Below are 25,182 nucleotides of genomic sequence, written 5' to 3'. Positions count from 1 at the left end.
ATGCGCCCTCGTGCCATAGTTTTATTGTCTGGCGGCTTAGACTCAACCACTTGTTTAGCTTGGGCTCAAGCACATTATGAATGTATCGCCTTAAGTTTTATGTATGGTCAACGTTCTACAACAGAACTGGATGCTGCTCGTGAGTTAACTAAGCAGGCTGGTGTAGAACATCGTGTCATTAATATCGATTTAGGTAACTTAGGTGGCTCTGCGTTAACTGACCATAGCATTGAAGTTCCTGATCATGAACAAGCCGGTATTCCTGTAACTTATGTACCAGCGCGTAACACGATTTTCTTGTCATATGCTTTAGCTGCGGCGGAAGTTTTTGGTGCAGAAGCGATTGTCATTGGTATTAATGCAGTTGATTACTCAGGCTATCCAGACTGTCGTCCAGAGTTTATCGAAGCATTTGCCAACATGGCTCGCCTTGCAACAAAGGTTGGCGTTGAAGGAAAACCACTTAAATTTGAAACACCTCTGTTACATTTATCCAAAGCAAATATCATTCGCTTAGGTATAGAACATGGCGTAGACTACAGTCAAACGGTGTCTTGCTATCAAGCAGATGACCAAGGTCGTGCTTGCGGTAAATGCGATAGCTGCCGTCTTCGTAAACAAGGTTTCGTTGACGCAGGTGTTGAAGATCCGACACGTTACATACCGAAATAACAAGGTAGGGTTTATGAAAAATTTAAAATCAAACATTATTCTTTCTGCTGCTTTCTCTGCAGCTGCATTGTTTGCTTCAGTTGCACACGCTGACAACGACAAGCTTCAACAAGCATATAAGAGCACTAACGTTAAATCTTCGTTAATTAATGTTTGTAAAGAAGAAACTGGCAAAGGTAAAAAACTAACTGCCGCTGAAGTTAGCAAATACTGTACTTGTGCTGTTGAAGCAGATGGTCGTTTAACCAATGCTCAAAAATGGGAAATCCAAAGCACAATCAACCAGAAGAAAAGCCCTGCAACACTCGCTTTTGTTCAAAAACAAAATAAAGACCTTCAAGCATGTTTCGGTCCTCAGTTAACAGGTAAATTAAAAACTTTAACTGAAGAAGCAATGAAATCTGCTCAAGCGAAAAAATAATTTTTCGTCTCAAAAAAGCCTGCATTTGCAGGCTTTTTTATTGCTTTAAGTTCAAAGTAAATTCTGTATGATGGTCATATTTCACATACTTTGTTTAAGCCCCTTTAGGGATAAGACACGAAAAAGGAAATCTTCATGACTGAAATTAGCTTACCAAATCAAACCTTTCCAACTACCTCAGGTGAAGTTAACCTTGCGGAACTTAACAATGACTGGCTGATTGTTTACTTCTACCCTAAAGATTCAACACCAGGTTGCACAACGCAAGCTATAGGGTTTTCATGCTTAAAAGATCAGTTTGATACGCTTAATACACCTATCTACGGCATTTCTCGTGACTCGGTTAAAGCCCATCAAAACTTCACTGAAAAGCAAAATCTAAGCATTAATTTAATCAGTGATAAAGAAGAAGTGCTATGTCAGCATTTCGATGTGATTAAAGAAAAAAATATGTATGGCAAAAAGGTTATGGGTATCGAACGCTCAACCTTTATTTTCCATCATGGCAAGCTGGTAAAAGAATATCGTAAAGTCAAAGCTGCAGGCCATGCAGAACAAGTCTTAGAAGATTTAAAAGCATTACAAGCAGCATAAAATTAATGATTTGAGCCCGCTCCTATAGGATTGGGCTCAAATTTAATGAGGTCATCTAACTAGAGCAATAATGAAATTGCAATTCCCCACATCACAACGCCAATAATAAAGTCTAAAACTTTCCATGCCTTTGCACTTTGGAAGAGCGGTAATAAATAGCGCGCGCCAAATCCGAGGACAAAGAAGAATACCCATGAGGCTGTGATTGCCCCAATCGCAAAATATACTGCTGTCGATTCAAACTTCGTGGAAATAGAACCAATCAGCACAACCGTATCGAGATACACATGTGGATTCAACCACGTTAAAGCCAAGCAAATCAGTACCAGTTTCAATAATTTTGTTTCATTCTTCTCACTGGGCGCTAAACTGCTCGAAGTTTTAAAGGCTTGCAGAAAATGCTGTGCTCCATAAACTGCTAAAAACGTTGCGCCCAAATATTTCGCTCCACTCACAATTTCCGGATGACTTTCAACCAATTGGGAGAATCCGAGCACTCCTAATAAGATGAGTATCGAATCAGAAGCAGCACAAATAGCGCAGAGCCAAAAGACATACTGCTTTTTTAACCCCTGCTTGAGAATAAACGCATTTTGCGCACCAATCGCGATAATTAGGCTAAATCCAATTGCGAGCCCTTGCATATAACTGTGCAACATTTTTAACTACACTTTCAAAGCTTTAAATGAATCTTGCTATTATCCAAGCTTATTGCTAAAAATAAGTATTTATAAATAAATATCAATATAACTAAGTTTTTCTTAGTTTATAGAATTTCTAATGCTCATAGGTGACTCATGTTACAAAGCAAACATAGTGAAGCATTTCTTGCAGTTGCTGAAACAGGAAGCTTTGAACAAGCAGCACTGCGTTTAAACATTACGGCATCTGCGGTCACGCTCAGGTTACAAACCTTAGAAAAGAAATTAGGTCATGTGCTCATTGTACGTGAACGACCCTGCCGCCCAACGCTTGCGGGCCAATCTTTATTGCATTATCTACAACACAGCAAATTACTAGAACATAATTTTCTGCAAAATCTAACAGGACAAACGGCGAATGCGTTTTATCAAGTCAATATTGCAACCAATGCTGACTCACTTGCGACATGGCTGCTTCCGCTACTCAAAGATCTCTTAATTGAAGAAAAAATCGTGATTCATTTTCAGGTCGATGATCAGTCACAAACACATCATTTATTAGAAGCAGGACTAGTCAATGCCTGTGTTACAACAGAATCAGAAGCCATGAAAGGTTGCGTTGCAGAATATCTGGGTGAAATGCATTATCGCTTTGTAGCAACCCCTGATTTTATCCAAAGATGGTTCGTTCAAGGTGTGACGCGAAATGCGTTAAAGGCTGCGCCTGCACTGATTTTTAATGAGAAAGATGACCTACATACGCAATCGATTCAGAAAAATTTCGGGCTCAATCTTTCACAATATCCGCATCATTTCATTCCCTCTTCAACTGCATTTTTTGATGCCATTACGATGGGCTTGGGCTATGGATGGTTACCCGACTATCAAAGCAAAGACTTATTAGCAGCGGGAAAATTGATAGAGCTTTCAACAGAACTCAGTATTGATTTAGCCTTGTATTGGCATCATTGGAACCAACAATCAATTCAATTACAGAAAATAACTGCTGTTATGCTACAACACGCCAAAGATCATATGTGTTGAAGCCAGCAAAATAGGGTTATTCAATCCGCCATTGGCCTTTGAGTTGTATCAATACTTGCTCCTCTACACCACCAAGTGCTTTACGCATACCAAAATCACTACGTTTAATGGTTGCTAAAGATTGAACATCCAACACTTTTGGATTTTGCGGGCTTGGGGCAAGTGTGGTATCAAAGATCACAGGTTTAGTGATGCCACGAATGGTGAGATCCCCTCGAATCATATACTTGGCATAAGCCACGGGTTCGATTTGTTTACTGAAAAACTTCACGTGCTTAAATTCAGCAGCATCAAAATATTCGCTCCCCAAGATTAATCCTTTCAAGCTTGGGTTACTAAAACTGATGCTATCCACATCTAACACTAAATGCGCTGAACCTTTATGCGGAATTTCAGGATCAAACTTAAGATTCGACTGAACCTTATTAAAGCGTCCTTCAACAATAGATAAGCCCACAGATTTAATGCCAAATGTGACCTGACTATTAGGCGTTAGCGTCCATTCAGCAGCATGTAGGGGAAATACGCAGCATAAAGCGAAGGCTCCCATATATTTTGCTAACGTTCCGTGACGCAAATTCATGTTTTTCTCCTGAATAAAACACAGCCTAAAATCACTGCAATGTTTATTTTTTTACTCCATTGTGGTGGTAGAAATTTAGCGTTTTTTTATAGCAGATTTGTTTTATCCTGAGTCATAAATTTGTGTTGAAGTTGTTTATAAATGTCTGTCTGTTGAAATTTTTGCAAAAAATCAATGGTACCTTTAGGAAAGGCATCTCGTTCAATTTCACCACGAAAATACGCTTCACGTACTGGTGTCGCAGAAATCGCCCCTTCTAGACTATCCAGCTCAACCATTTTCCACTCGGGGAAGAATTTTAAATAATAAGAAGAATCATCTTTAAAATGCCCGATCAAACCGACTTTTGCATTCGTTTCAATTACATCATTCACCAAAGATTTGACTAACTTTTGCCATTTTTCATCGTTATATACATCTATCACATGCACAAACTTGATTCGCTTCTGATCTTGCTCTGAAAAATTCGACAGGATCATCTGCTCACGTTCTGACGCTAAAAATGGATTTTTGATATTACGTTCATTTTGCGCCGAACCAAGCGCCAGAAGCACATATTGACTTTGTTGTAAGGCAATTTTAATGGTTTGCAAATGCGCTAAATGGAACGGCTGAAAACGCCCAATGAAAACCAAATAATCAAATGTATATTTCATATCAAATCAAACTTTTTATGAACTGAGCAGTTGTGCCACAGGCTGAAATATGCGACATAATGTCGAGCATAAAATCAAAACGAAACTTTTACGCAAGGATAGTACGATGACACTGAGCTGTATTCAACAACCCCATGAACATTTGAATGCGAATTTGGACAATGGCGTACTGACCTTAGCCATTAACCGACCTCAGGCGAAGAACGCGCTGTATACAGAATTATATCTTTGGATTGCAAAAGCATTAGATGAAGCTGATCAGGATTCTTCAGTGCGTGTAGTAGTACTCCGTGGTCAAGATGCAGACTTCAGTGCGGGCAATGACATGCAAGATTTTATGAAATCTGCTGCTCAAAAAGGGCAAGCTCCAGCTTCTGAAGGCGCACCGTTCATTTTATTAAAATCTGCTGCTCAATTTTCTAAGCCGCTGATTGCTGCGGTTCGCGGTGTTGCCATTGGGATTGGTGTTACGATTCTGCTTCATTGCGATCTAGTCTACAGCGACAATACTGCCCTATTCCAAATTCCGTTTGTGAGCCTTGGTCTATCGCCTGAAGGTGCATCGAGCAAGCTATTGGTTCAACAAGCCGGCTACCATAAAGCGGCGGAATTACTGTTAACCGCTCAGAAGTTTGACAGTGCGACAGCGCTTTCAGCAAATTTGGTCAATAGCATTGAAGAAGATGCTTATGCGACAGCTGCGAAAAAAGCAGCACAGTTATCTGCACTTCCACTAGCATCTTTGGTTCAATCAAAAGCATTAATGAAACATAATGTAGATGAAATCGTGGCATGGATTGACCATGAAGCTGAAATTTTCATGGATCGAGTAGGCTCTCCAGAAATGATGGAAGCTGTTGCAGCCTTTATGCAAAAACGTAAACCTGACTTCTCTCAGTTCAATTAATGTTTTAATGGAACTAAAAAACCACTCATATTTGGGTGGTTTTTTTCATCTCAGCCCCAATCTATTTTCTAAATTAAAAAACTGGATGTTTCCACATGACTGCAGTATCACAAACTGAAACTAAACCTGAAAAGAAACGCTACTACGAGCCTGCGCCTGAAGGCATCGATATCGAGAATTTTAAAAAAGTTGTACAAAGTCGTCGTTCTGTACGTAAGTTTACCGACAAGGCCATTCCAAACGACGTTTTAGATGAATGCTTAGACCTCGCCTTGCTTGCACCCAATTCATCGAATTTACAACCGTGGACATTCTATGTCGTTCAGAACCCTGCAAAGAAAAAACAATTGGTGAAAGCTTGCTTAGGGCAACTAGCTGCAAAAACTGCTGCTGAATTGATTGTCTGTGTCGCGCGTACCGACCGTGTAGATGAAATGGCAAAACGGAATATTTCGGAATTTCCATTTCCTGAAGCACCTGCAGCGGTACAGAAGTATTACAAGTTTATTCCTTATAACTATAAAACTGGTTACTTCAACGCCCTAGGTAACTTTAAGAAAGTTGCTTTCAAAGTTGCACGTACACTGGATAAACAATTGCCTGTAACAGCTTTTAATGAAGCAGATGCCAAACTTTGGGCGAGCAAAACCACAGCATTGGCTTGTGAAAACTTAGTTTTGGCTTTACGTGCCTATGGTTTTGACAGTTGTATGATGGAAGGTTTTGATGAACCTTTGGTGAAGAAGATTTTAGGATTAAATGCACAGCAATACCCAGTGATGGTGATTGGTGCAGGTGAACGTGCTAAAGATGGTGTGTTCTTCCCGCAGTATCGTTTTAACCGTGATTTATTTATTCAGAAGGTTTAACTTGCTTTCAATAGAATACTCACAACCTCAATTAGCTACGTGACTTTAGTGTATAACGCGTAGGTATTACGTTACTTTGAAGGATCAAAGTAACCAAAATCCCTTGTTAGACAGAAGATTCATCCTTGAATCTCTGTCTAACGGGTGACATCCATGTCACCCTTCGTGTATCTACTTTTTTCTATAACTTAAAAATTTAAAAGCATCATTAAAATTGAATATCCACCATTTGAATAAACTCAAATGCCGGCTCTTCATAAGGATGACTTACTTTTAAAGCCCTTGCGACCTCACTCGCTTTATCTTCAGGCACGATGGTTTCCACTCGCCATTCAGGGATAGACTCCAGCTGATCCAACTCACCAATAAAAGGATTTGCGCCTTTTACAGGTTTAAATTGCCCTGTACCTAACACCTGCCAAGCGCAGTGTTCATAGTTGCCTATACCGCCTGCTCCTGCTTCAAATACGGCCAGTTTAGTCGACTCTAAGTGAGACTCAGGTACATAATAAATCAGTTTTAACATTGGTTATTCCAGACGCTATTGAGCAGTTACATTATTTAAAGCACTGTAAATCATTTTCAATGCAACATTATTCGATGCATTCGGATAGGTTGCATATAAACCTAGTTTCGGTAATTCCACATCTGTTTGAATGACTTTGACCGAATCATTTAAAAATTTGAGTAAATATTCGGGCACAAAACTCAGGCCCATGCCCATATTAATCAAATTTAAATGCTGCATGACATTTGTTACCCACAGCATATGATCATGTTGATGCTGATCAAAAGGAATCAAGGCATTTAAGGTATCGTAAAAAACAGGAGAAGCATTTTGTTCACACATAATAATGGTGTGATTTTTTAACTCTTGAAGTTTTAAGATGCGATCTGATGGATGCAGATGCGCTGCACCGACTAGATAGATCTGCTCACTTAAAACCTGAATATTGGTAAAGTCGTCATGACTTAAGTGATAACGAGTAAAGCTAATATCCAATTCGGTATTTTTGAGTTTTTGAATCTGCTCTGTACACGTCAAGCTATGTAAATGAATTTTTAGATCAGGGATATGTTGTTGTAATTGCGCCAAAATACTCGGCATAATTTTCAATTCTGCGACATTTAAAAAGCCAATATGTATTTGATTATTTTTGGCTTGCGCCACGTGGCGAGCTGCTGCTATAGCTTGTTTGGCATTTTCTAGTGCTTGCTCTGCATATTTCAGAAAAGCCTGCCCTTCATCGGTCAGTAAGACTTTTCGGGCAGAACGTTCAAATAATTGCACCCCAACCTCTTGCTCTAAGTCTTTAATTTGCTGACTGAGTGATGGTTGTGCTGTAAATAGTTTTTCCGCTGCCTTAGTGAAACTCTGTTCTTTCGCCACCGTCACAAAATAACGTAAATGTCGTAATTCCATTCGCTTCACTCCACACACTCACTACATCACCTGTGTCATGCAGTCAAAATACCAATAGATCTATAGTTTATATGAATATCCATTCTACTCGGAAAATCATTTGCCTAGACTGCGGACTATTCCAAGTTTGCGCTTCACATACACATGGAGTTTTGTATGACACAGCAATTCGATACCGATGTTCTCATTATTGGCACAGGGCCTGCAGGTTCTACTTTAGGTTTAGCCTTGGCAAATTACGGTATTCAGGTTCAGCTTTTTACCCAATTTAATTGGTTAGCCAATAGTCCTCGTGCCCATATTACCAACCAACGTGCGATGGAAGTGTTACGTGACTTAGGTATCGAAGAACAAGTTCTCGACATTGCCACACCTTGGGAACAGATGGGTGAAAGCCTGATTACCACGAGCCTTGTCGGTGAAGAAATTGCCCGTATGAGTGCTTGGGGAACGGGCGATGAACGTCATGGCGATTATATTAAAGGCAGTCCTTGTCCATTGGTCGATCTCATTCAGCCGAAAATGGAAGCTTTGTTGGTAAAAAATGCGGCTGAACGTGGTGCAATATATAATTTTAATACTGAATATTTGTCCCATGTGCAAGATGAGCATGGTGTAACAGCAACCTTTTTAAATCGTATTACAAATACTGAATTCAGCTTACGTGCCAAATATTTGGTCGGTATGGATGGTGCGCGTTCTAAAGTCCTTGAACAGCTTGATTTACCCCTTGAAGGGGTGATGTCTCGTGCAGGTACAGTCTATGTAACCTTTAAAGCTGATCTTTCCAAATACGTGCAACACCGCCCTGCTATTTTGCAATGGATTGTTAACCCTGAAGCGAGCTTTGGTGATTTGGGCATGGGCTTACTCCGTGCCATTACACCGTGGAATGAATGGATTATGGGTTGGGGCTTTGATATTTCTAAAGGCGAACCACAAGTCACCGAAGAACAAGTTCGTGCGCGTTTAAATGCCTTTGTGGGTGCTGAAGTTGAAAATGTCGAAATTCAAAAACTGTCTTATTGGTATGTGAACCAAACATGGGCAACCGAATATTCAAAAGGGCGTGTATTCTGCGGCGGTGATGCGGTACATCGTCATCCACCCTCAAGTGGCTTAGGCTCAAATACCTGTATGCAAGATGCTTTTAACCTCGGTTGGAAATTAGCGTATGCCATCAAAGGTTGGGCTGCTCCTACTCTACTTGATTCTTATACATTAGAGCGTGCGCCTGTCGGCAAGCAAATCGTGGCGCGTGCCAATCAATCTCGCTTTGACTATAAACATCTCAAAGAGGTATTTGGTTTTGACCAAGGCATCACAACTCAAGCTCAAATGATGCAAAGAATTTTTGCGGAAGATGAACAAGCTGCAGAAATTCGCCAAAAGCTATATCAAGCCTTAGAAATTAAAAACTTTGAGTTTAATGCCCAAGGTGTAGAGCTGAATCAGCGTTATATATCTAATGCTATGATTGCTGAATCTGAGCCTGAGATCTTTGCCAAAGATCAACAGCTTTACTTGCAAGCAACCACGCGTCCGGGGGCTAAAGTTCCACATACTTGGATTATTGATGCCAAAGGCGATAAGCAATCAACGTTAGATATTACAGGGCATGGTCGTTTCACCCTACTGACAGGTCTTTCAGGCAAAGGTTGGAAATCTGCTGCTGAATCGTTGAATCTACCTTTTTTAGATGTGATTCAAATTGGTTCCCGTGAATACCGTGATGTGTACGGTACGTGGAATGCTAAATCTGAAATTCATGAATCAGGCGCTGTCTTAGTTCGTCCAGATGGTTATGTGGCTTGGCGATACCAAGACAGTACCAATGCTGCTTTTGATTTTGAAAATACGTTGAAGGCTGTGTTAAAGCAGGTTCAGTTAGTGATTTAAATAGAATCATAAAATGACGAGCATCTAATTTAAATTGGATATTTGATCACGGAACCTGAGACATAGATGTCGCCCATTAAATTGTGGAGTTAGATGTTTCATCATTCTAAAAAATATAGATGACTTAGATCCTGCAAAATGAACGCCATCAATAGATGGCGTTTTACTATTACATGTTCAAATGAAATCGTGTCTAATCTGTTCCTACATAGTATTCAGAATTACCTTTACCACCTGAACCCGCTTCAAAAAGGCAATTTTTGTGGATTTAAGGTGAGATACTGGGAACATAATAAATTTGTTTGAGTATAAACTTAAATAAATAAAAGGTTTTTTTTCATACTAAGTTATAATAAATCCATTAAAAATAAACAAAAAATTCACTATGACTGAAACTTTTGAACAACTATGGAATAAATATTTTCCAAATAAAGTACCTATTCCATACGTATTAAAATTTTATTTTTCGGAATATTGGTTTCGTATGCATAGCTTGCCCGAGTCTAAACGTTATGCCGATTCAAAAGAAGAAGAGCTACTTTTATTAGATCGTCAAAATCAGATCATCACAGATTGTTTAGGCTTAGATACCTCGGTTTACCTTGTGACAGGTAATTATGTTACGCCACATTATTCTCAGCCAGATCCAGATCGTTTTCACCCTGAATATGATAGAAGAAAAATCATTTCCTACAATTTAATAGAATCACCTTCTATGAATCTACATCAGATAGATCCTGAATACTTTGATGATGGTGATGAAAATGATATCTGTTTTATACCCTTATACACTCAAATAATATGGGAGCCTAAAAAACATGATGATTTATTATTAAAAATTGCAAATGAAGAAATTCATGCATTTCTCATTTCATTTGAAAAAAAAATTATTGTTGCACCTTATGATGGTGGGATTGATTTTATTATTTGGGATGAGAAGTTTAAAAAGCAATTGAAAGAAAAATATAGTGCTTGGTTACCATCTAACGCGGAAGGCTTATAAAAACCGCCTCACGGCGGTTTCAATTGTTCAAATATTACATCTGTAAAGCATAACCCAAAACTAAAAACACCAACTGCAAACACACGACTGCACCAAAAAGCTTCCAGCCCTTTTTACGCAGCGCAGACTTATCAACTGCCGAATATTCCGCTGTTTTAATCATGTCATCACCTCATCATGAGTGTTGATACTGAACTCGTTTAGTTATCCATCTTTCTTTTATCTTGCTGTCTTTAATCTTGCATAGTTATTGTGCATAAAATACACACTAGCATGTTTCCACAAATATAAAAGCAAAATCTAAACCAAGTTCAGTGGGAGAAATAAAAATTTAAAACCAACAAAAAACCACCCGCAGGTGGTTAAAAATCGAAAGCGATTATATGTGTAAAAACAAGCATTCACAATAATTAATATATCTTTTGGTAAATTTTAACCATAAAAAAGCCACCCGAAGGCGGCTCTTTTCTATGATTCATCTATCTAAGATTAACCAATAAATTTACGTGCATTACGGAACATACGTAACCAAGCACCGTCTTGATCCCAATCTTCTGGTTTCCAAGAATGCTGAATCGCGCGGAAGTTACGTTCAGGGTGCGGCATCATAATTGTTGCACGACCGTCTTTAGACGTTACACCTGAAATCGCTTCTGGTGAACCGTTCGGGTTCATTGGATAATGCTGCGTTGGGTTGCCTTGGCTATCAACATAACGCAAAATCACTTGGTCATTTGCATTTAAAGAAGCCAAGTTTTCTGCCGAAGTCACAACACGGCCTTCACCATGCGCAACTGCGATTGGAAGAATCGAACCTTCCATACCTTCTAACAATACAGAGTTAGATTTTTCAACGCGTACGTTTACAGCACGAGCTTCAAACATCTCTGAAGTATTGCGGTGGAAACGAGGCCAAGCTTCTGCACCCGGAATTAATGGTGCAAGCTGAGACAGCATTTGACAGCCGTTACAAATACCTAGAGAGAAAGTTTCATCACGGTTGAAGAATTTCTCAAATTGGTCACGAAGTTTCGGGTTAAACAATACAGATTTAGCCCAACCGCCGCCTGCACCCAATACGTCACCGTAAGAGAAACCGCCACATGCAACTAAACCTTCAAAGTCATCAAGACTGATACGGCCAGCAAGCAAGTCGCTCATGTGTACGTCTACAGTGTTGAAGCCGACTTTATCGAATGCAGCAGCCATTTCTACATGACCGTTTACACCCTGTTCACGCAGAATCACCATGTTTGGACGGCGTTCATTGATGTACGGTGCTTCGATAGGCTCGTTCAAATCAAATGTTGGTTTTGCAATTAAACCTGCATGTGATTTGTCAGCAATCAGCGCATATTCTTGATCCGCAGTTTCTACGTTGTCACGTAAACGCTGGATTTGATGTGACACTTCGGTCCATGCTTGCTGTAATTCAGCACGGTCTAAGCTCAAACCATTTACAGTTAAAGTATCTGTATCGTTTACAGTACCCACAACTGCAATTGCATCTTTAAGGCTAGACGCTGCAACTTCAGCTTCTAATGCAGCCCAATCCGCTTTGCTGATTTGAAGCACTGCACCAATTTCTTCTGCAAACAAGCTTGCAGTAGATTGATCTTCAAGTGCTACACCTAGGCGTGAAGCAAACATCATTTCTGCAACAGTTGCCAGCAGACCGCCATCACCGATGTCATGGTAAGCCTTGATTAGACCACGGTTGTTCCAATCTTGAACCAACGCAAAGAATGCTTTGAAGTCATCAAAACTGTCTACATCAGGTGTTACAGAACCAATTGCTTTATAAACCTGAGCAAGGATCGAACCGCCAAGGCGGAATTGACCTTTAGAAAGATCGATACGTACAAGTACAGACTCGATATTTTTAAGTTCAGGTGTTAATGTTTTGCGAACATCTGTTACAGGTGCAAATGCTGTGATCACGCCTGTCATAGGAGATGTTACAGATTTATCAACACCGTCATCATTCCAAGTTGTACGCATAGACAATGAGTCTTTACCTACAGGAATTGCGATACCTAAAGCAGGACACATTTCCATACCGATGGCTTTAACGCCTTCAAATAGCGCTTGGTCTTCACCCGGTTGACCTGCTGCAGCCATCCAGTTTGCAGACAATTTAATGTCACTGATCTGGTCGATTTTTGCAGACATGATGTTTGAAATTGATTCTGCTACAGATAAACGTGCAGAAGCAGCAGGATTCAACAACGCAACTGGTGGACGCTCACCCATTGCCATCGCTTCACCTGTATAACCAACAAGGCTAGTCGTTGTTACTGCAGCATCCGCTACAGGCACTTGCCACTTACCGACGAACTGATCACGTGCAACCATACCTGTAATCGAACGGTCACCAATGGTGATGAGGAACGATTTAGATGCAACAGTTGGATTCTTAAGAACGCGGTAAATCGCATCTTTCAAATCTGTTACTGTTTCAGCAGTGAAGTCATCGCCTTTACGTTCAATGGTTTCGTATGAACGGCTCATGCGTGGTGTACCACCAAGCATCACTTGCATTGGCATATCCACAGCTTTGTTTTCAAACAATGGATCTTCAACGGTTAAATGGCGCGCTTCAGTCGCTTCACCCAATACCGCAAACGGACAACGCTCACGTGCACACAGTGATTCAAAGAGTTCTAAAGATGATGGACGGATCGCCAAAACATAACGTTCTTGCGCTTCATTCGACCAGATCTCCATCGGAGACATGCCTTTTTCAAGCGATGGAATTTTACGCAGATCAAGTACCGCCCCTAACTCGTGATCGTTCACAAGTTCAGGCATTGCATTTGAGATACCGCCCGCGCCTACGTCATGTACAGACACGATTGGGTTATGATCTTCCATGCGCCAGCACGCATCAATCACTTCTTGGCAACGGCGTTCCATTTCTGGGTTTTCACGCTGTACAGATGCGAAGTCTAGGTTTTCACCCAACTTACCGCTGTCTACAGAAGACGCTGCACCGCCACCTAAGCCGATGAGCATTGCAGGACCACCCAGTACGATGAGTAAATCGCCTGGTTGAATCGCATCTTTTTCTACATGATCAGGACGGATGTTACCGTAACCACCGGCAATCATAATTGGCTTATGGAAGCCTTTTACATCACCATTTACATTTTGTTCAAATGTACGGAAGTAACCGTTTAACGCAGGACGACCAAATTCGTTGTTAAAGGCTGCACCGCCCAATGGGCCTTCAATCATAATTTGAAGTGGAGATGCCATACGAGATGGTTTGCCGTAGTTTTCTTCCCAAGGCTGTTCAAAGCCTGGAATATTCAAGTTAGATACGGTAAAACCTGTTAAACCAGCTTTTGGCTTACCACCACGACCTGTTGCGCCTTCGTCACGGATTTCACCGCCCGAACCTGTTGCTGCACCAGCAAATGGTGCAATCGCTGTCGGATGGTTATGGGTTTCCACTTTCATAAGAATGTGAGCAGCTTGGCTCTTATACTTATAAACATGGTGACCTGTTTCAGCATCTTGCTTTGGATAGAAGCGTTGTGTGTCAAAACCCACAATTACAGAAGCGTTATCTTTATAAGCCGACAATACATCTGTAGGTGATTCTTTATAGGTGTTTTTAATCATTTGGAACAATGACAATGGTTGAACTTCACCATCAATTGTCCATTCAGAACCGAAGATTTTGTGACGGCAATGCTCTGAGTTCGCTTGAGCAAACATCATCAATTCGATGTCATGCGGGTTGCGACCCATTTTTGTGAATGCATCGGTTAAATAATCGATTTCTTCATCAGAAAGCGCAAAACCAAATTCAGAGTTAGCTTTCACCAACGCTTCTTTACCTTGACCCAAAATATCAATTGAGTTTAAAGGCTTTGGTTCAGTTTCAGAGAAAAGTGCCGCAGCATCTTCAATAGCATTGAAAACGCTTTCTGTCATGCGATCATGTAATGCTAGTTTTACTTCATCAGAAACAGCATTTACACCCTTCAAAGTAAACAAAACACCGCGTTCAAGGCGATGAACCGGTGTATTACAGTTGGCAAAAATGTCTGTTGCCTTAGACGACCACGGAGAGATGGTTCCAACACGTGGCGTCACTAAAATTTGGACTTCGTCACTTGCTGCTTGGTGCAATTCAAAAGATTGACCATCGTTGAGAAGCTGTAAAGCGGATTGCTGTTGTTGCTCGTTGAGCGCTTGGTCAAAAAGGTAAACCCATTGACTTTCAATTGATTGAACAGAACTAATTGACGTTAAACGTGATAATAGTTGAGTTTTCTTAAATGAAGAATGTGCAGGTGCACCGGCAACGATAAACATGCTGATTTTGGCTCCACGGGATGATCGAAAAGACCATGCCACAATGTGACTTGAGAGAGCGCATATTCTACTGTGTATTAGTTAAATCAGCTAGATGTGAAAGTGAAATTGTAGTGCTTATATCGGGAAGTTTAGGCAATAATGCTTTTATTTTTAAATAATAAAATTGAATTTAGTCGCACAGATTAACACAAAATTATCTGATTTTTTCATTTCATCCTAAGAATAATATTCAAACTATAAAAATGTTTTATTTTTCAACAACAACTCACTTTTTAATCAAGCTTTAAAACCATATTTGAAAATGAATTTCAGGTCTAAATGTGTGAGATTTAAACCTGAAATTCATAAAAGACTAAAATCATTTCACATTTGAAATTGAAACATTTTATTTATTCAAATCTGACAATAGATGTTGAATTACATTAAGGGCTAAGTTCAGTGAGTTTACATCTACACCATCAATCGTATCGCAAGCCTTGTGATAGCACGGTGCAAATTCGAGTTCATCACCTTTCATTTGCTCATTAAATAAAATTAGTGAAGTAACGGGAACTTTCCCTAAAAATGGCAAAGTATCGCTTGCTGTTAAAGTCGTTACATCATCTTTAATCTGAATATTATTGGTTTTAAAATATTGACGCATACTTTGTTCTAATGCAGCATCCTGCGGGTGCTTAGGTAATTGGCTGATGCTGTCTAAGATTGGCTGATAATCACTTTGTGCAAGTCCATTGGCTTTAAACTGTGCCGCCATTTCTGCAATTGATGAATGGTCTCCATCGGCAATCATGATATTCGGATTCTTTGTTCCCACCATATCAACATTGATATAGGCTTGAATGCCTTGAAGCTGTTTCTCACTGAGTGATTTCACAAAAACTTGTGAACCTGCAATACCAACCTCTTCCGAATCCCAAAAGGCAAGATATAGTGTGTGTTTAGGTTTTACCTTTTGCTTCGCATAGTCTTGTAATAATGCTAACAATACTGCAACGCCTGAAGCATTATCATTAATCCCAGGCCCCATTTTCACCGAATCATAGTGTGCGCCGACTATCACAGCGGTATCTTTGGATTGTCCTTCAATCTCAATCACAATATTTTGCCCAACGGTCTTTTCTCGATTTTCAAATGGCAACATTTGCGCGTGCAAGCCTGCTTTCTTGGCTTGTTCAAGAATATATTGTGCAGAAGCCAATCCACCTGCTGTACCTACTGCACGATTGCCACCATTTTGTTCTGCAATTTCTTCAAATGTTTGTAAATGATGCATCATGCTATTTTCTAATGCAGCAACATTTTGGTTTGGCTGCACTTTCGTTATATTTTTTTCTGTGTTGAAACTTGTACAACCTGACAAAAAAAATGTCACGCCCAAACTTAGTGCAGTCAACGTAGGAAGAAATTGTTTTCTATACATTTAAATTATTCTCATTAAAAATTAAAAAATGGGATAAAAGGTAAAATTTGCCCATCTATACTAACAGCCCATTTTTAAATTTCTGTTTTGTTTTGCATTTCATTAAGGCAAATCACTCATACATCTTTTAAGACAAGTTGTGTCGCCCCAGACTAGTGCTTTTCTGCTAAGTTTGGCATTATTCAATTCAAGTAATAATTGAATAATGATAAATGACTCAAATGCGTTGGCTTGAACTTCTTTCTACAGTTCGTATTGGTAGCAATAAACACAGTTCTGAACAGGCACGTAGCCCCTTCCACAAAGACTATGACCGCATTATATTTTCGCAGAGTTTTCGACAGCTTAATCGCAAGACCCAAGTCCATCCATTAACCCAACATGATGGCATTCATACTCGCCTGACGCACTCTTTAGAAGTGTCTTGTATTGGACGTTCATTGGGGATGTTGGCTGCGGAAAAAATTAAAGATGAACTCCCGATGTGGATTTCACCTGCCGATGTCGGTGCAATTATTCAAGCTGCGTGCTTGGCACACGATATTGGTAATCCACCTTTTGGCCATGCAGGCGAATATGCCATTCGAGAATGGTTTGATGACGCATCGCATACCAACTTTTTACAGGACTTAAGCCCTGAAGAAGAAGCCGATGTGCGTCAGTTTGAAGGTAATGCACAAGGCTTACGTTTACTGACTAAAATTGACTATCACCCGAATGATGGTGGTATGCGTTTAACCTATGCAACTTTAGGTGCATATTTAAAATACCCGTGGCTTTCAAAAACCATTGCATCACAAGGCAATAAACCTGCAAGCCAACGAGCAAAGTTTGGTTGTTATCAAGCAGAAAAAGAAATCTTGCAGCAAATTGCAGAACAATTGGGTTTAATTCAACTGGGCGAATATCACTACTGTCGTCATCCGTTGACCTATTTGCTTGAAGCCGCAGATGATATTTGTTATGCCCTGATTGATTTGGAAGATGGCATTATTCTCAATATGTTGAGTTATAATGAAGTTGAGCCAATTTTCCTTGACCTGATTGGTGATTATGGTATTCCTGCCGAACTTGCAATGACGGATACCACATGGCAGCAGAAAATTGCCGCTTTGCGTGGCCGTGTGATGAAGCGTTTGGTTGAAGAAGTAACTACAGCTTTTGCACGTCATCATAATGAAATTTTGTCTGGCCAACTTAAAGGCAGTTTATTGCAATATTGCAGTGAAGATATTGAAATCGGGATTAACCGTGCCAAAGAACTGGCTCGTGATAAAATCTTTGAACATCCGCATAAGGCAGGTTTGGAAATTATTGCACACCAAAGTTTGCAAAATATTTTGGATGCCTTTATTCCACTGACCACGCCCAATAAAACTTTGAGCTTTAAAGAGCAACGATTGATGTCTATTTTACATCGTTCAGGAGCACATTTTGGTATGTCGCATTATGACAATATTATGCAAGTACTCGATATCATCTCTAAGTTTTCAGACCATCAAGCCTATAATTTAGCGCAAGAGTTACAAGGGAATAAAGTTGGTTTCTTTTAAACCATTAAAAATATCGAAGGCTAGCAATTCACTATCCTTCACGCTAATCTCACAACAAACTTGAACATGTGGGGAATGCCCACAGTGAACTTAAATATAGTCTGAACTTAAATAAAGTGAATAAATGACATGATCGGATGTTTAATTGGTGAAGTGCTGGCATTGGAAGCACCAACAGTATTACTCAATGTAAATGGTGTGGGCTATGAAATTGACACCCCACTTTCAACATTTTGCCAACTACAGAAAGGTCAAAAAATCACCCTGTGGACACATTTGGCTGTTCGTGAAGATGCACAACTGCTGTATGGATTTAGCAATGCGCAAGAAAAACTGATCTTCCGCACATTATTAAAAGTTAACGGCGTTGGCCCAAAAATGGCACTGGGCATTTTGTCGACCTTAAGCGTTGAAATGCTGATTCACACGGTTGAACATGAAGATGTAAACACTTTAGTCAAAGTTCCGGGTGTAGGTAAAAAAACCGCAGAACGCTTGATGATTGAACTTCGTGACCGTTTTAAAGCGATGTCATCTGGCACAGTACCAAGCAATTCAACTTCGGAGCAAATCCAATTTACTGGTAATTCTGCCGTTGCTGAAGCTGAAGCTGCATTGCAATCACTGGGCTACAAACCAATTGAAGCACAAAAATTAGTGAATGCTGCCAAAGGTGACTTTACTGAAGCCAGCGACATTATCCGTGCTGCATTAAAGTCGATGAATAAATAATTTTTAGTTTCTAATGAGCACTGCATCCTTTGCCTTTTAGGGTTATAGACAGTATGTGAATCACGCAGGCGACAAGGATGTCGCCGTTAAACTGTGCTACAAGGACGTAGCATCAGTTTAACAAATGGGTTTTGTCACTTTTGCCCAGTCAAAAGTGAGAATCGCCTATACAATGGCATTTAAAGTTCAATCGCTTTTTGAGGCTGTGATTCTTCCACAACGATATAGAGATTAGTTAAATAATTATGCAAGACCGTCTTATCAGTGGTTCAGAAAAACCCGAAGACCACTTCGACCGCGCCATTCGCCCAACTTCCCTCGATGACTACATCGGGCAGCCTGTCGTCCGTGAACAAATGGAAATCTTTATTGGTGCTGCACGTGGCCGTGAAGAAGCACTCGATCACACCTTAATTTTTGGCCCACCGGGTTTAGGTAAAACCACACTGGCCAATATTATTGCCCGTGAGATGGGTGGTAACCTAAAATCCACTTCTGGCCCTGTTCTTGAACGTGCAGGTGACTTAGCTGCAATGCTGACCAACCTTGAAGAAGGTGACGTACTGTTTATTGACGAAATTCATCGTCTTTCACCGGTGATTGAAGAAATTTTATATCCAGCCATGGAAGATTATCAGTTGGATATCATGATTGGTGAAGGACCAGCTGCCCGTTCTATCAAACTCGACTTACCTGCATTTACATTAGTTGCAGCAACCACACGTGCGGGACTACTCACCTCACCTTTGCGTGATCGTTTCGGGATTGTGCAACGTTTAGAGTTTTATTCTGTCAAAGACTTAACGCATATTGTGACTCGATCTGCAAACTTGATGGATGTACCCATGACTGCCGAAGGTGCTCAAGAAGTTGCACGCCGTGCACGTGGTACGCCACGTATTGCCAACCGTTTATTACGCCGTGTTCGAGATTATGCCCAAGTCAAAGGTACAGGCGAAGTGACCCAAGAAATGGCTCAACGTGCTTTAGATATGTTGAATGTCGATAAAGATGGTTTAGACACTTTAGACCGTCGTTATCTTTCAATGTTATTAGAACGTTTTGACGGCGGCCCTGCAGGTGTTGAAGCTTTGGCTGCAGCTATGGCAGAAGACTCAGGGACGCTAGAAGATGTGATCGAGCCTTACCTCATTCAGCAAGGTTATGTCATGCGTACTGCACGTGGACGTATTGCCACCAATATGGCTTATTTACAGTTTGGTATGACACCACCAGAGCCGAAAGATAAATAGACGATTATTCACTGAACGACTTCAGGGAGTTAAATTCTCCCTGAATGTTTATTTAAATTTTTAAATAAATTCAATCCACTACAAACAGCAAACTAAAATGATAAATCTTGAGAATAGAATAATTAACAAAATTAATAGCGAATACATTCAAAACCTTCCATTAGACAGTGCCATTGAAAACATTCCCAGAGAACAACCCATCAGTTCATTTAGCCCTAAACAAATGAGTGATTTTGAAAGCTTATTCCACACCGAATACAATTATTTTATCACTGTCGAATGTGAAAACATTCTTAGCAAAGAAACTATAGAAGTAGATGAAGATAACATCTTAACTATTAAGCAATCGCCTTCTGCATATCGTATAAAAAACCTGAGCTTCAACTATACTTCTGCCCTCATTTTTATTGGGACGTACTATCACGACGACGTACAAGTTTTGGTCAAGGAAAACTTTAAGCCAGCAAAAATTAATACTTTGTATTTCAGCTTCTCATTCTTTGCTTTAGCCATACTCGTTTATGTATTTTTCTGGATAGATCTAGCTAATAAACTTTCACTTATGTTAGTTATTGGCCTTGGCTTTTGCTGCTTAACGTATATGTATGAATCTTTGAAGGCATTACTCCCCAAGCAACAGAAAAAGAAAATGGAAGAAACTCACTTTCATATTGCGGGATATTTAGCAGCTCATCTACAGGATTTTGTCGATGCAAAATTTAAATTAGATGAACAAACAAATTAAAAGTAGTCTCTTTTTTTAAACAATAATGACAACTACGAAAGTTAAAGATTTACGTGAGTTGAAACCTTGTGCCATTGGACTGATGACTCACGGTGCTAAACTGCCCGTCATTGAAGCACTTGACGAGTCATTGAATTATCGCCATTTTTAAATGTACTAATTCTTTGCTGAAGTGCAGACCAATATTTTTTCAGATTTTATAAAGACGGAACACTCTCATGGCGAATAAATTCGAATTCAACATTCGTGTATATATTGAAGATACAGATGCAGGTGGCATTGTTTACCACGCAAATCATATTCGCTTTATGGAACGTACCCGCACAGAATGGCTACGCGCTTCAGGTGTAGACCATTATTGGCATCAAAAAGATTACAACTTTGTCGTTCATAAAATTAATGTGAAATATTCACGCCCTATATTAATGGATGACCTGATTACTGTTACAGCAAGTGTAGTTTCGTGTAAGGCTACGTCATTTGTGTTGCAACAAAATATTTATCGTGGTGATATTATGCTGGCATCAGGTGAGGTAGAATTGGCATGTATCAGTGCAGAGATGAAACCCCGTCGCCTTCCTGATGAAATACGTGAACTGATTCTGAAAGAATTGGAACAAGATTAAAAAAATTATTTGGCACATGTAGTAACTATGGCAACTCAACTAGAATCAACACTCAAAGTTTCAGACCTCATCTTACAAGCAAGTCCTGTCGTACAACTGGTAATGCTCCTGCTGCTCTTAGCTTCGTTATTCAGTTGGTATCTGATTGCCAAGTTACACATGAGTTATAAAAAAGCGCAGGCCGATGATGAACATTTCCAAAAAATCTTTTGGTCTGGTGCCGAACTCAACACTTTATACAACAATGCTCAGCTCAACTCGAAACGTGTTGGCCTTGAAGATGTCTTCTATCAAGGTTTAGGCGAGTTTTTCAAACTTAAAAAACGTAATGCCAGCGCAGAACAATCAATTGAAGGTACAGAACGTATTCTTCGTGTGGGTTTAAGCCGTGACCAAGGACATTTAGAAAATGGTTTAGGCGCGCTTGCGAGTATTGGCTCGGTTGCACCCTATGTCGGTTTATTCGGTACCGTTTGGGGCATTATGAACGCCTTTATTGGTTTGGCAGATGTTGACCAAGTCACCCTTGCAACGGTTGCTCCTGGTATTGCAGAAGCATTGATTGCAACGGCCATTGGTCTTTTTGCGGCAATCCCTGCTGTACTTGCATTTAACCATTTCACAGCCAAAGGTGAAGCCATTTATAACGATCGTGCGCTTTTTGCCGAAGAAATGGTTGCGTTATTACAACGCCAGTCTGTAGGTTCAACTCAGGACAATGACTAATGGCTATTCAACGTTCTGGACGCTTTGAGCGCATCAAAAAACCATTAAAAAGTGACATGAACGTCGTGCCTTATATTGATGTCATGTTGGTTTTATTGGTGATTTTCATGGTCACTGCACCTATGATCACCACAGGTGTCAAAGTCGACTTACCACAGGCGAATGGCACGCCTATGCAAGCGGAAGATCGCCCTGCGATTGTTACACTTGAGTCGGATGGTACGATCAAACTCGAAGATAAAGATCATCAGAATGATGTACTCACACTCGATGAACTAAAATCTGTTTTAACGGCTTCGCAAAATGAAGCGAACGAACAGAAAAAGCAAATGAGTGTCCTGATTAACGGCAGTGAATCTCGTCCTTATGGTGAAGTCATGAAACTCATGTCTGCCCTTCAAGATGCAGGTTTAACACAAGTAGGTTTACTGACTGAGCCATTAAAATAATTTATGAAAGATTTCAACAAGCCGCCTTTTAAACAAAAAGCCGTTGCGATTGGTTTTACACTAGGTGTGCATATCGTCGCTGTGGTTGGCTTACTTTATCTTGGCATGAGTAAACCACCTGAGCCCCCTAAAAAAATAACCACTGTGTTGGTAAAACCGGAAGATTTAAAACCTGTAACACGTGAAGTCACTGAGTTTGATGAAACCGCGCATGAAAATGTAGCTGAACAAATCACGCAAACAGCAGAACCTAGCGTTGAACCAGCACCCGAGATTCCAACGGCTGCACCACCTAATCCAGCAGAACCACCTAAGGCAGATCCACAGGTTGCTGCTCAACAGGCACTCGCTGCGGCGAAAGCACAGCAGCTTGCTGAACAAAAAGCTGCGGACAATGCAAAGCGTGCTCAAGAACAAGCTAAAGCGGCTGAAGCTGCAAAACTAAAAGCACAACAAGAAGCCAAAGCGGATGCGGCCAAGGCAAAAGCAGATGCTACGGCGAAAGCCAATGCTGAAGCAGCAAAACGTAAAGCAGATGCTGATGCCAAAGCCAAGGCTGAAAAAATCCGTGCCGATGCTTTAAGAAAAGCAGAAGCTGACAAAGCCAAAGCTGCAGCAACGGCAAAAGCCAAGGCAGATGCAAAAGCCAAGGCCAATGCGGATGCTGCAAAACGTAAAGCAGATGCAGACGCGAAAGCTAAAGCCAATGCGGAAGCTGCAAAACGTAAAGCAGATGCTGATGCCAAAGCCAAGGCCAATGCAGAAGCTGCAAAACGTAAAGCAGATGCTGATGCGAAAGCCAAGGCCAATGCAGAAGCTGCAAAACGTAAAACAGATGCTGATGCAAAAGCTAAGGCCAATGCAGAAGCTGCAAAACGTAAAGCAGACGCCGATGCAAAAGCTAAAGCCAATGCGGAAGCTGCAAAACGTAAAGCAGATGCTGATGCGAAAGCCAAGGCCAATGCAGAAGCTGCAAAACGTAAAGCAGATGCCGATGCAAAAGCCAAGGCAGATGCAAAGGCTAAAGCCGATGCCGAAGCACGCGAACGCGCAGCCGAAGAAGCCAAAGCTTCATCAGCTAAAAAAGCAGCTGAAGAAGCCGCACAGAAAAAGGCTGAAGCGAAGAAGATTGCATCTACTGCAAAGAAAGATTTTGAAAATAAAATCCGTCGTGCATGGGACACACCTTCTGACTCTGCGGGTAAATCGGCAACTGCTCGGGTGACATTATCAGAAAGTGGTTCAGTTCGGTCAGTGATTGTGAACTCTAGTGATCCTGATATGAAAGCCAGTATTGAGGCTGCTGTTCGAGCTGCTGCACCATACCCAATGCCGAGTGACCCAGATGCAAAACGTGAAGCTCAAAGTTTTACGTCCACCTTCAAGTCATCACGTTAATTTTTAAATCCCTGCAAACCTTGTGGGGATTTTTCATTTACTTATATACTGAATTATATAACATGAAAACATTATTATTTTCGACACTATCACTCCTAGGCTCTCAATCATTCGCCGAAAATCGTTCAATTTACATCCCTTCTTCGACCATGCCTGACCATATTCCACCTGAACAATTTAATGCTTTGCTGATGGATCATGCTAAAACAACTCAACCTGAGAAATCAGTACAGGACGTAAAAACGCCTCTTAAAACCATTTCACATGCTCTAAATGAAGAAGATGCAAAGAAAAAAGCGGAAGCCAAGAAAATCGCTTCAACCGCTAAACGTGATTTTGAACATAAAATCAAACGTGCTTGGGATACACCACCTGGCTCTAGCGGTAAAACGGCCATTGCTCGCATGATTTTATCTGAAACAGGTGCTGTCCAAGCAGTCATCGTAAGCTCCAGTGATCCTGATATGAAAGCCAGTATTGAGGCTGCAGTTCGTGCTGCTGCACCTTATCCCATGCCATCTGATCCAGAGGCACGTAAACAAGCGCGCATTTTTATAACAAAATTTATAGCGAAATAACGATACCCATTTAAATTTTTAAATTGATCATTGGACTAATTACAACTTATGGCACATTTGAAATTTTTGTTTCTATTTTCTGTAATGGCAGGCTCATCATCAACCTTAGCCAGCCCTACCAGCATTCAAACGGCTGACAAGATTCAACCTGAGAAAATAGCAGAGCGTTCCTCGAACGCAACAGCGGCTAAGACGAAGTCATATTCTGAACAAGATAAGCTTCAACTAGAACATAAAATTGCTGAAGCGAAACGGCAAGCTGAAGCAGATGCGGCTAAAAAAGCTGAAGCAAAAAAAATTGCCTCTAATACAAAGAAAATAATACAGCAAACTATCCTTAGCAACTGGCAAGCGCCAGCAGAATCAACTGGGCAAAAAGCCAATGCTCGAATTACACTGACATCATTTGGTTCAATTCAATCGATAGTGATTCTTGGTGCGCCAAATCGTGCATTTAAAAAGAGTATTGAAAAAGCCATCCTTAGCTCAGCCCCTTTTGATTTACCAGAAAATCAAGATGCTCGACTTGAATCTCGCATTATCTCTATGCCCTTTCTATCTAAATAAGGTTATCCGTAAAGTGAAAGATTGTATTTTTTAAATAAAATGTCATCATCTTAGAAAAATATTTATTCACTAATTCACAGACGAATAACAGATT

At 40.5% G+C, this 25,182-nt stretch carries 26 protein-coding genes and 1 pseudogene; 19 read left to right on the top strand and 8 right to left on the bottom strand.

All coding sequences use genetic code 11. The features are described 5' to 3' along the window. The 3 genes from queC to FTT92_RS02070 all read left to right on the top strand — a co-directional run bounded on the left by queC (window position 1) and on the right by FTT92_RS02070 (window position 1,687). Window positions 1–672 carry a 7-cyano-7-deazaguanine synthase QueC gene (queC, locus tag FTT92_RS02080; protein WP_180147455.1) on the top strand — a complete coding sequence of 224 codons (672 nt, stop codon included), beginning with the start codon at window positions 1–3 and terminating at the stop codon, window positions 670–672. A gap of 13 nt (window positions 673–685) precedes the next feature. Continuing rightward, window positions 686–1,093, top strand: coding sequence for a hypothetical protein (locus FTT92_RS02075; protein ID WP_078190350.1), 408 nt, complete (start codon window positions 686–688; stop codon window positions 1,091–1,093). Window positions 1,094–1,228: 135 nt separating this feature from the next. Next, window positions 1,229–1,687 (top strand): peroxiredoxin, encoded by a 459-nt coding sequence (locus FTT92_RS02070; RefSeq protein WP_168378136.1) that lies wholly within the window; start codon window positions 1,229–1,231, stop codon window positions 1,685–1,687. Between the two features lie 59 nt (window positions 1,688–1,746). On the opposite strand, the gene FTT92_RS02065 is transcribed toward FTT92_RS02070, so the two are convergent. Continuing rightward, window positions 1,747–2,346 carry a LysE/ArgO family amino acid transporter gene (locus FTT92_RS02065; protein ID WP_180054954.1) on the bottom strand — a complete coding sequence of 200 codons (600 nt, stop codon included), beginning with the start codon at window positions 2,344–2,346 and terminating at the stop codon, window positions 1,747–1,749. Window positions 2,347–2,484: 138 nt separating this feature from the next. Between FTT92_RS02065 and FTT92_RS02060 the strand changes: the two genes are divergently transcribed. Further along, the gene (locus tag FTT92_RS02060) at window positions 2,485–3,372 is read left to right on the top strand and encodes a LysR family transcriptional regulator ArgP (protein WP_180171303.1); all 888 of its coding nucleotides are present in this window, start codon (window positions 2,485–2,487) and stop codon (window positions 3,370–3,372) included. Window positions 3,373–3,388: 16 nt separating this feature from the next. Here the strand turns inward: FTT92_RS02060 and FTT92_RS02055 are convergent, their stop codons facing one another. Further along, a complete protein-coding gene (locus FTT92_RS02055) occupies window positions 3,389–3,955 on the bottom strand; it encodes a YceI family protein (RefSeq protein WP_180171302.1) in 567 nt (188 codons plus the stop codon). Window positions 3,956–4,041: 86 nt separating this feature from the next. Beyond that, a complete protein-coding gene (locus FTT92_RS02050) occupies window positions 4,042–4,611 on the bottom strand; it encodes a nicotinate-nicotinamide nucleotide adenylyltransferase (protein ID WP_180171301.1) in 570 nt (189 codons plus the stop codon). A 106-nt stretch (window positions 4,612–4,717) separates the two neighbouring features. Between FTT92_RS02050 and FTT92_RS02045 the strand changes: the two genes are divergently transcribed. Both FTT92_RS02045 and FTT92_RS02040 read left to right on the top strand, forming a co-directional pair. Next, a complete protein-coding gene (locus tag FTT92_RS02045) occupies window positions 4,718–5,518 on the top strand; it encodes an enoyl-CoA hydratase-related protein (protein ID WP_180171300.1) in 801 nt (266 codons plus the stop codon). Between the two features lie 95 nt (window positions 5,519–5,613). Beyond that, window positions 5,614–6,387: a nitroreductase family protein gene (locus tag FTT92_RS02040; protein ID WP_180171299.1), complete on the top strand. Its 774-nt coding sequence runs from the start codon at window positions 5,614–5,616 to the stop codon at window positions 6,385–6,387. Between the two features lie 208 nt (window positions 6,388–6,595). Here the strand turns inward: FTT92_RS02040 and FTT92_RS02035 are convergent, their stop codons facing one another. Beyond that, window positions 6,596–6,913 carry an NGG1p interacting factor NIF3 gene (locus FTT92_RS02035; RefSeq protein ID WP_180171298.1) on the bottom strand — a complete coding sequence of 106 codons (318 nt, stop codon included), beginning with the start codon at window positions 6,911–6,913 and terminating at the stop codon, window positions 6,596–6,598. Window positions 6,914–6,928: 15 nt separating this feature from the next. Further along, complete coding sequence (locus tag FTT92_RS02030; protein ID WP_180171297.1) at window positions 6,929–7,810, bottom strand: LysR family transcriptional regulator; 882 nt, start codon at window positions 7,808–7,810, stop codon at window positions 6,929–6,931. 156 nt (window positions 7,811–7,966) lie between these two features. Between FTT92_RS02030 and FTT92_RS02025 the strand changes: the two genes are divergently transcribed. Together FTT92_RS02025 and FTT92_RS02020 are read left to right on the top strand one after the other, a co-directional pair. Beyond that, entirely contained in the window at window positions 7,967–9,709 is a 1,743-nt protein-coding gene (locus tag FTT92_RS02025; RefSeq protein ID WP_180171296.1) for an FAD-dependent monooxygenase, read from the top strand. 385 nt (window positions 9,710–10,094) lie between these two features. Continuing rightward, window positions 10,095–10,712, top strand: a complete 618-nt coding sequence (locus tag FTT92_RS02020) for a hypothetical protein (RefSeq protein ID WP_180022505.1) — start codon at window positions 10,095–10,097, stop codon at window positions 10,710–10,712. A 34-nt stretch (window positions 10,713–10,746) separates the two neighbouring features. Here FTT92_RS02020 and FTT92_RS16655 read toward each other — a convergent pair whose 3' ends face one another. From FTT92_RS16655 to FTT92_RS02010, 3 genes are all read right to left on the bottom strand, one after another. After that, window positions 10,747–10,875, bottom strand: coding sequence for a KGW motif small protein (locus tag FTT92_RS16655; RefSeq protein ID WP_257223017.1), 129 nt, complete (start codon window positions 10,873–10,875; stop codon window positions 10,747–10,749). 326 nt (window positions 10,876–11,201) lie between these two features. Further along, window positions 11,202–15,038, bottom strand: coding sequence for a phosphoribosylformylglycinamidine synthase (gene purL / locus FTT92_RS02015; RefSeq protein WP_180171295.1), 3,837 nt, complete (start codon window positions 15,036–15,038; stop codon window positions 11,202–11,204). A 388-nt stretch (window positions 15,039–15,426) separates the two neighbouring features. After that, on the bottom strand, window positions 15,427–16,461 hold the full coding sequence (locus FTT92_RS02010) for a M20/M25/M40 family metallo-hydrolase (RefSeq protein WP_180171294.1): 1,035 nt from the start codon (window positions 16,459–16,461) through the stop codon (window positions 15,427–15,429). A gap of 212 nt (window positions 16,462–16,673) precedes the next feature. On the opposite strand from FTT92_RS02010, the gene FTT92_RS02005 reads away from it, so the two are divergent. The 11 genes and pseudogenes from FTT92_RS02005 to FTT92_RS01960 all read left to right on the top strand — a co-directional run bounded on the left by FTT92_RS02005 (window position 16,674) and on the right by FTT92_RS01960 (window position 25,088). Then, a complete protein-coding gene (locus FTT92_RS02005; RefSeq protein WP_180093667.1) occupies window positions 16,674–18,014 on the top strand; it encodes a deoxyguanosinetriphosphate triphosphohydrolase in 1,341 nt (446 codons plus the stop codon). Between the two features lie 129 nt (window positions 18,015–18,143). Further along, window positions 18,144–18,746 carry a Holliday junction branch migration protein RuvA gene (gene ruvA, locus FTT92_RS02000; RefSeq protein WP_180023328.1) on the top strand — a complete coding sequence of 201 codons (603 nt, stop codon included), beginning with the start codon at window positions 18,144–18,146 and terminating at the stop codon, window positions 18,744–18,746. A gap of 245 nt (window positions 18,747–18,991) precedes the next feature. Beyond that, window positions 18,992–19,999 (top strand): Holliday junction branch migration DNA helicase RuvB, encoded by a 1,008-nt coding sequence (gene ruvB / locus FTT92_RS01995; protein WP_180034375.1) that lies wholly within the window; start codon window positions 18,992–18,994, stop codon window positions 19,997–19,999. A gap of 97 nt (window positions 20,000–20,096) precedes the next feature. After that, on the top strand, window positions 20,097–20,744 hold the full coding sequence (locus FTT92_RS01990; protein ID WP_180171293.1) for a hypothetical protein: 648 nt from the start codon (window positions 20,097–20,099) through the stop codon (window positions 20,742–20,744). Between the two features lie 25 nt (window positions 20,745–20,769). Next, a complete protein-coding gene (locus FTT92_RS16650) occupies window positions 20,770–20,895 on the top strand; it encodes a hypothetical protein (RefSeq protein WP_257223222.1) in 126 nt (41 codons plus the stop codon). Between the two features lie 67 nt (window positions 20,896–20,962). Then, window positions 20,963–21,370, top strand: coding sequence for a tol-pal system-associated acyl-CoA thioesterase (gene ybgC, locus FTT92_RS01985; RefSeq protein ID WP_078190367.1), 408 nt, complete (start codon window positions 20,963–20,965; stop codon window positions 21,368–21,370). A gap of 27 nt (window positions 21,371–21,397) precedes the next feature. After that, window positions 21,398–22,096: a protein TolQ gene (tolQ, locus tag FTT92_RS01980; RefSeq protein WP_180126449.1), complete on the top strand. Its 699-nt coding sequence runs from the start codon at window positions 21,398–21,400 to the stop codon at window positions 22,094–22,096. After that, on the top strand, window positions 22,096–22,545 hold the full coding sequence (gene tolR / locus FTT92_RS01975) for a protein TolR (RefSeq protein ID WP_180171292.1): 450 nt from the start codon (window positions 22,096–22,098) through the stop codon (window positions 22,543–22,545). The genes tolQ and tolR overlap by 1 nt, the downstream gene beginning before the upstream one ends. 3 nt (window positions 22,546–22,548) lie before the next feature. Next, the gene (tolA, locus tag FTT92_RS01970; protein WP_180171291.1) at window positions 22,549–23,943 is read left to right on the top strand and encodes a cell envelope integrity protein TolA; all 1,395 of its coding nucleotides are present in this window, start codon (window positions 22,549–22,551) and stop codon (window positions 23,941–23,943) included. A gap of 275 nt (window positions 23,944–24,218) precedes the next feature. Next, window positions 24,219–24,521, top strand: a pseudogene (locus tag FTT92_RS01965) (cell envelope integrity protein TolA); the annotation flags it as partial. A gap of 48 nt (window positions 24,522–24,569) precedes the next feature. Further along, window positions 24,570–25,088 (top strand): TonB C-terminal domain-containing protein, encoded by a 519-nt coding sequence (locus FTT92_RS01960; protein WP_257231549.1) that lies wholly within the window; start codon window positions 24,570–24,572, stop codon window positions 25,086–25,088. Window positions 25,089–25,182: the final 94 nt, after the last annotated feature.

Origin of the sequence: Acinetobacter sp. YH12023, from assembly GCF_013420135.1 — a bacterium.
Lineage (GTDB): Bacteria > Pseudomonadota > Gammaproteobacteria > Pseudomonadales > Moraxellaceae > Acinetobacter > Acinetobacter amyesii.
Note: the sequence above shows the minus strand (reverse complement) of the source record. Positions and strands in the feature narration are given on the sequence as shown.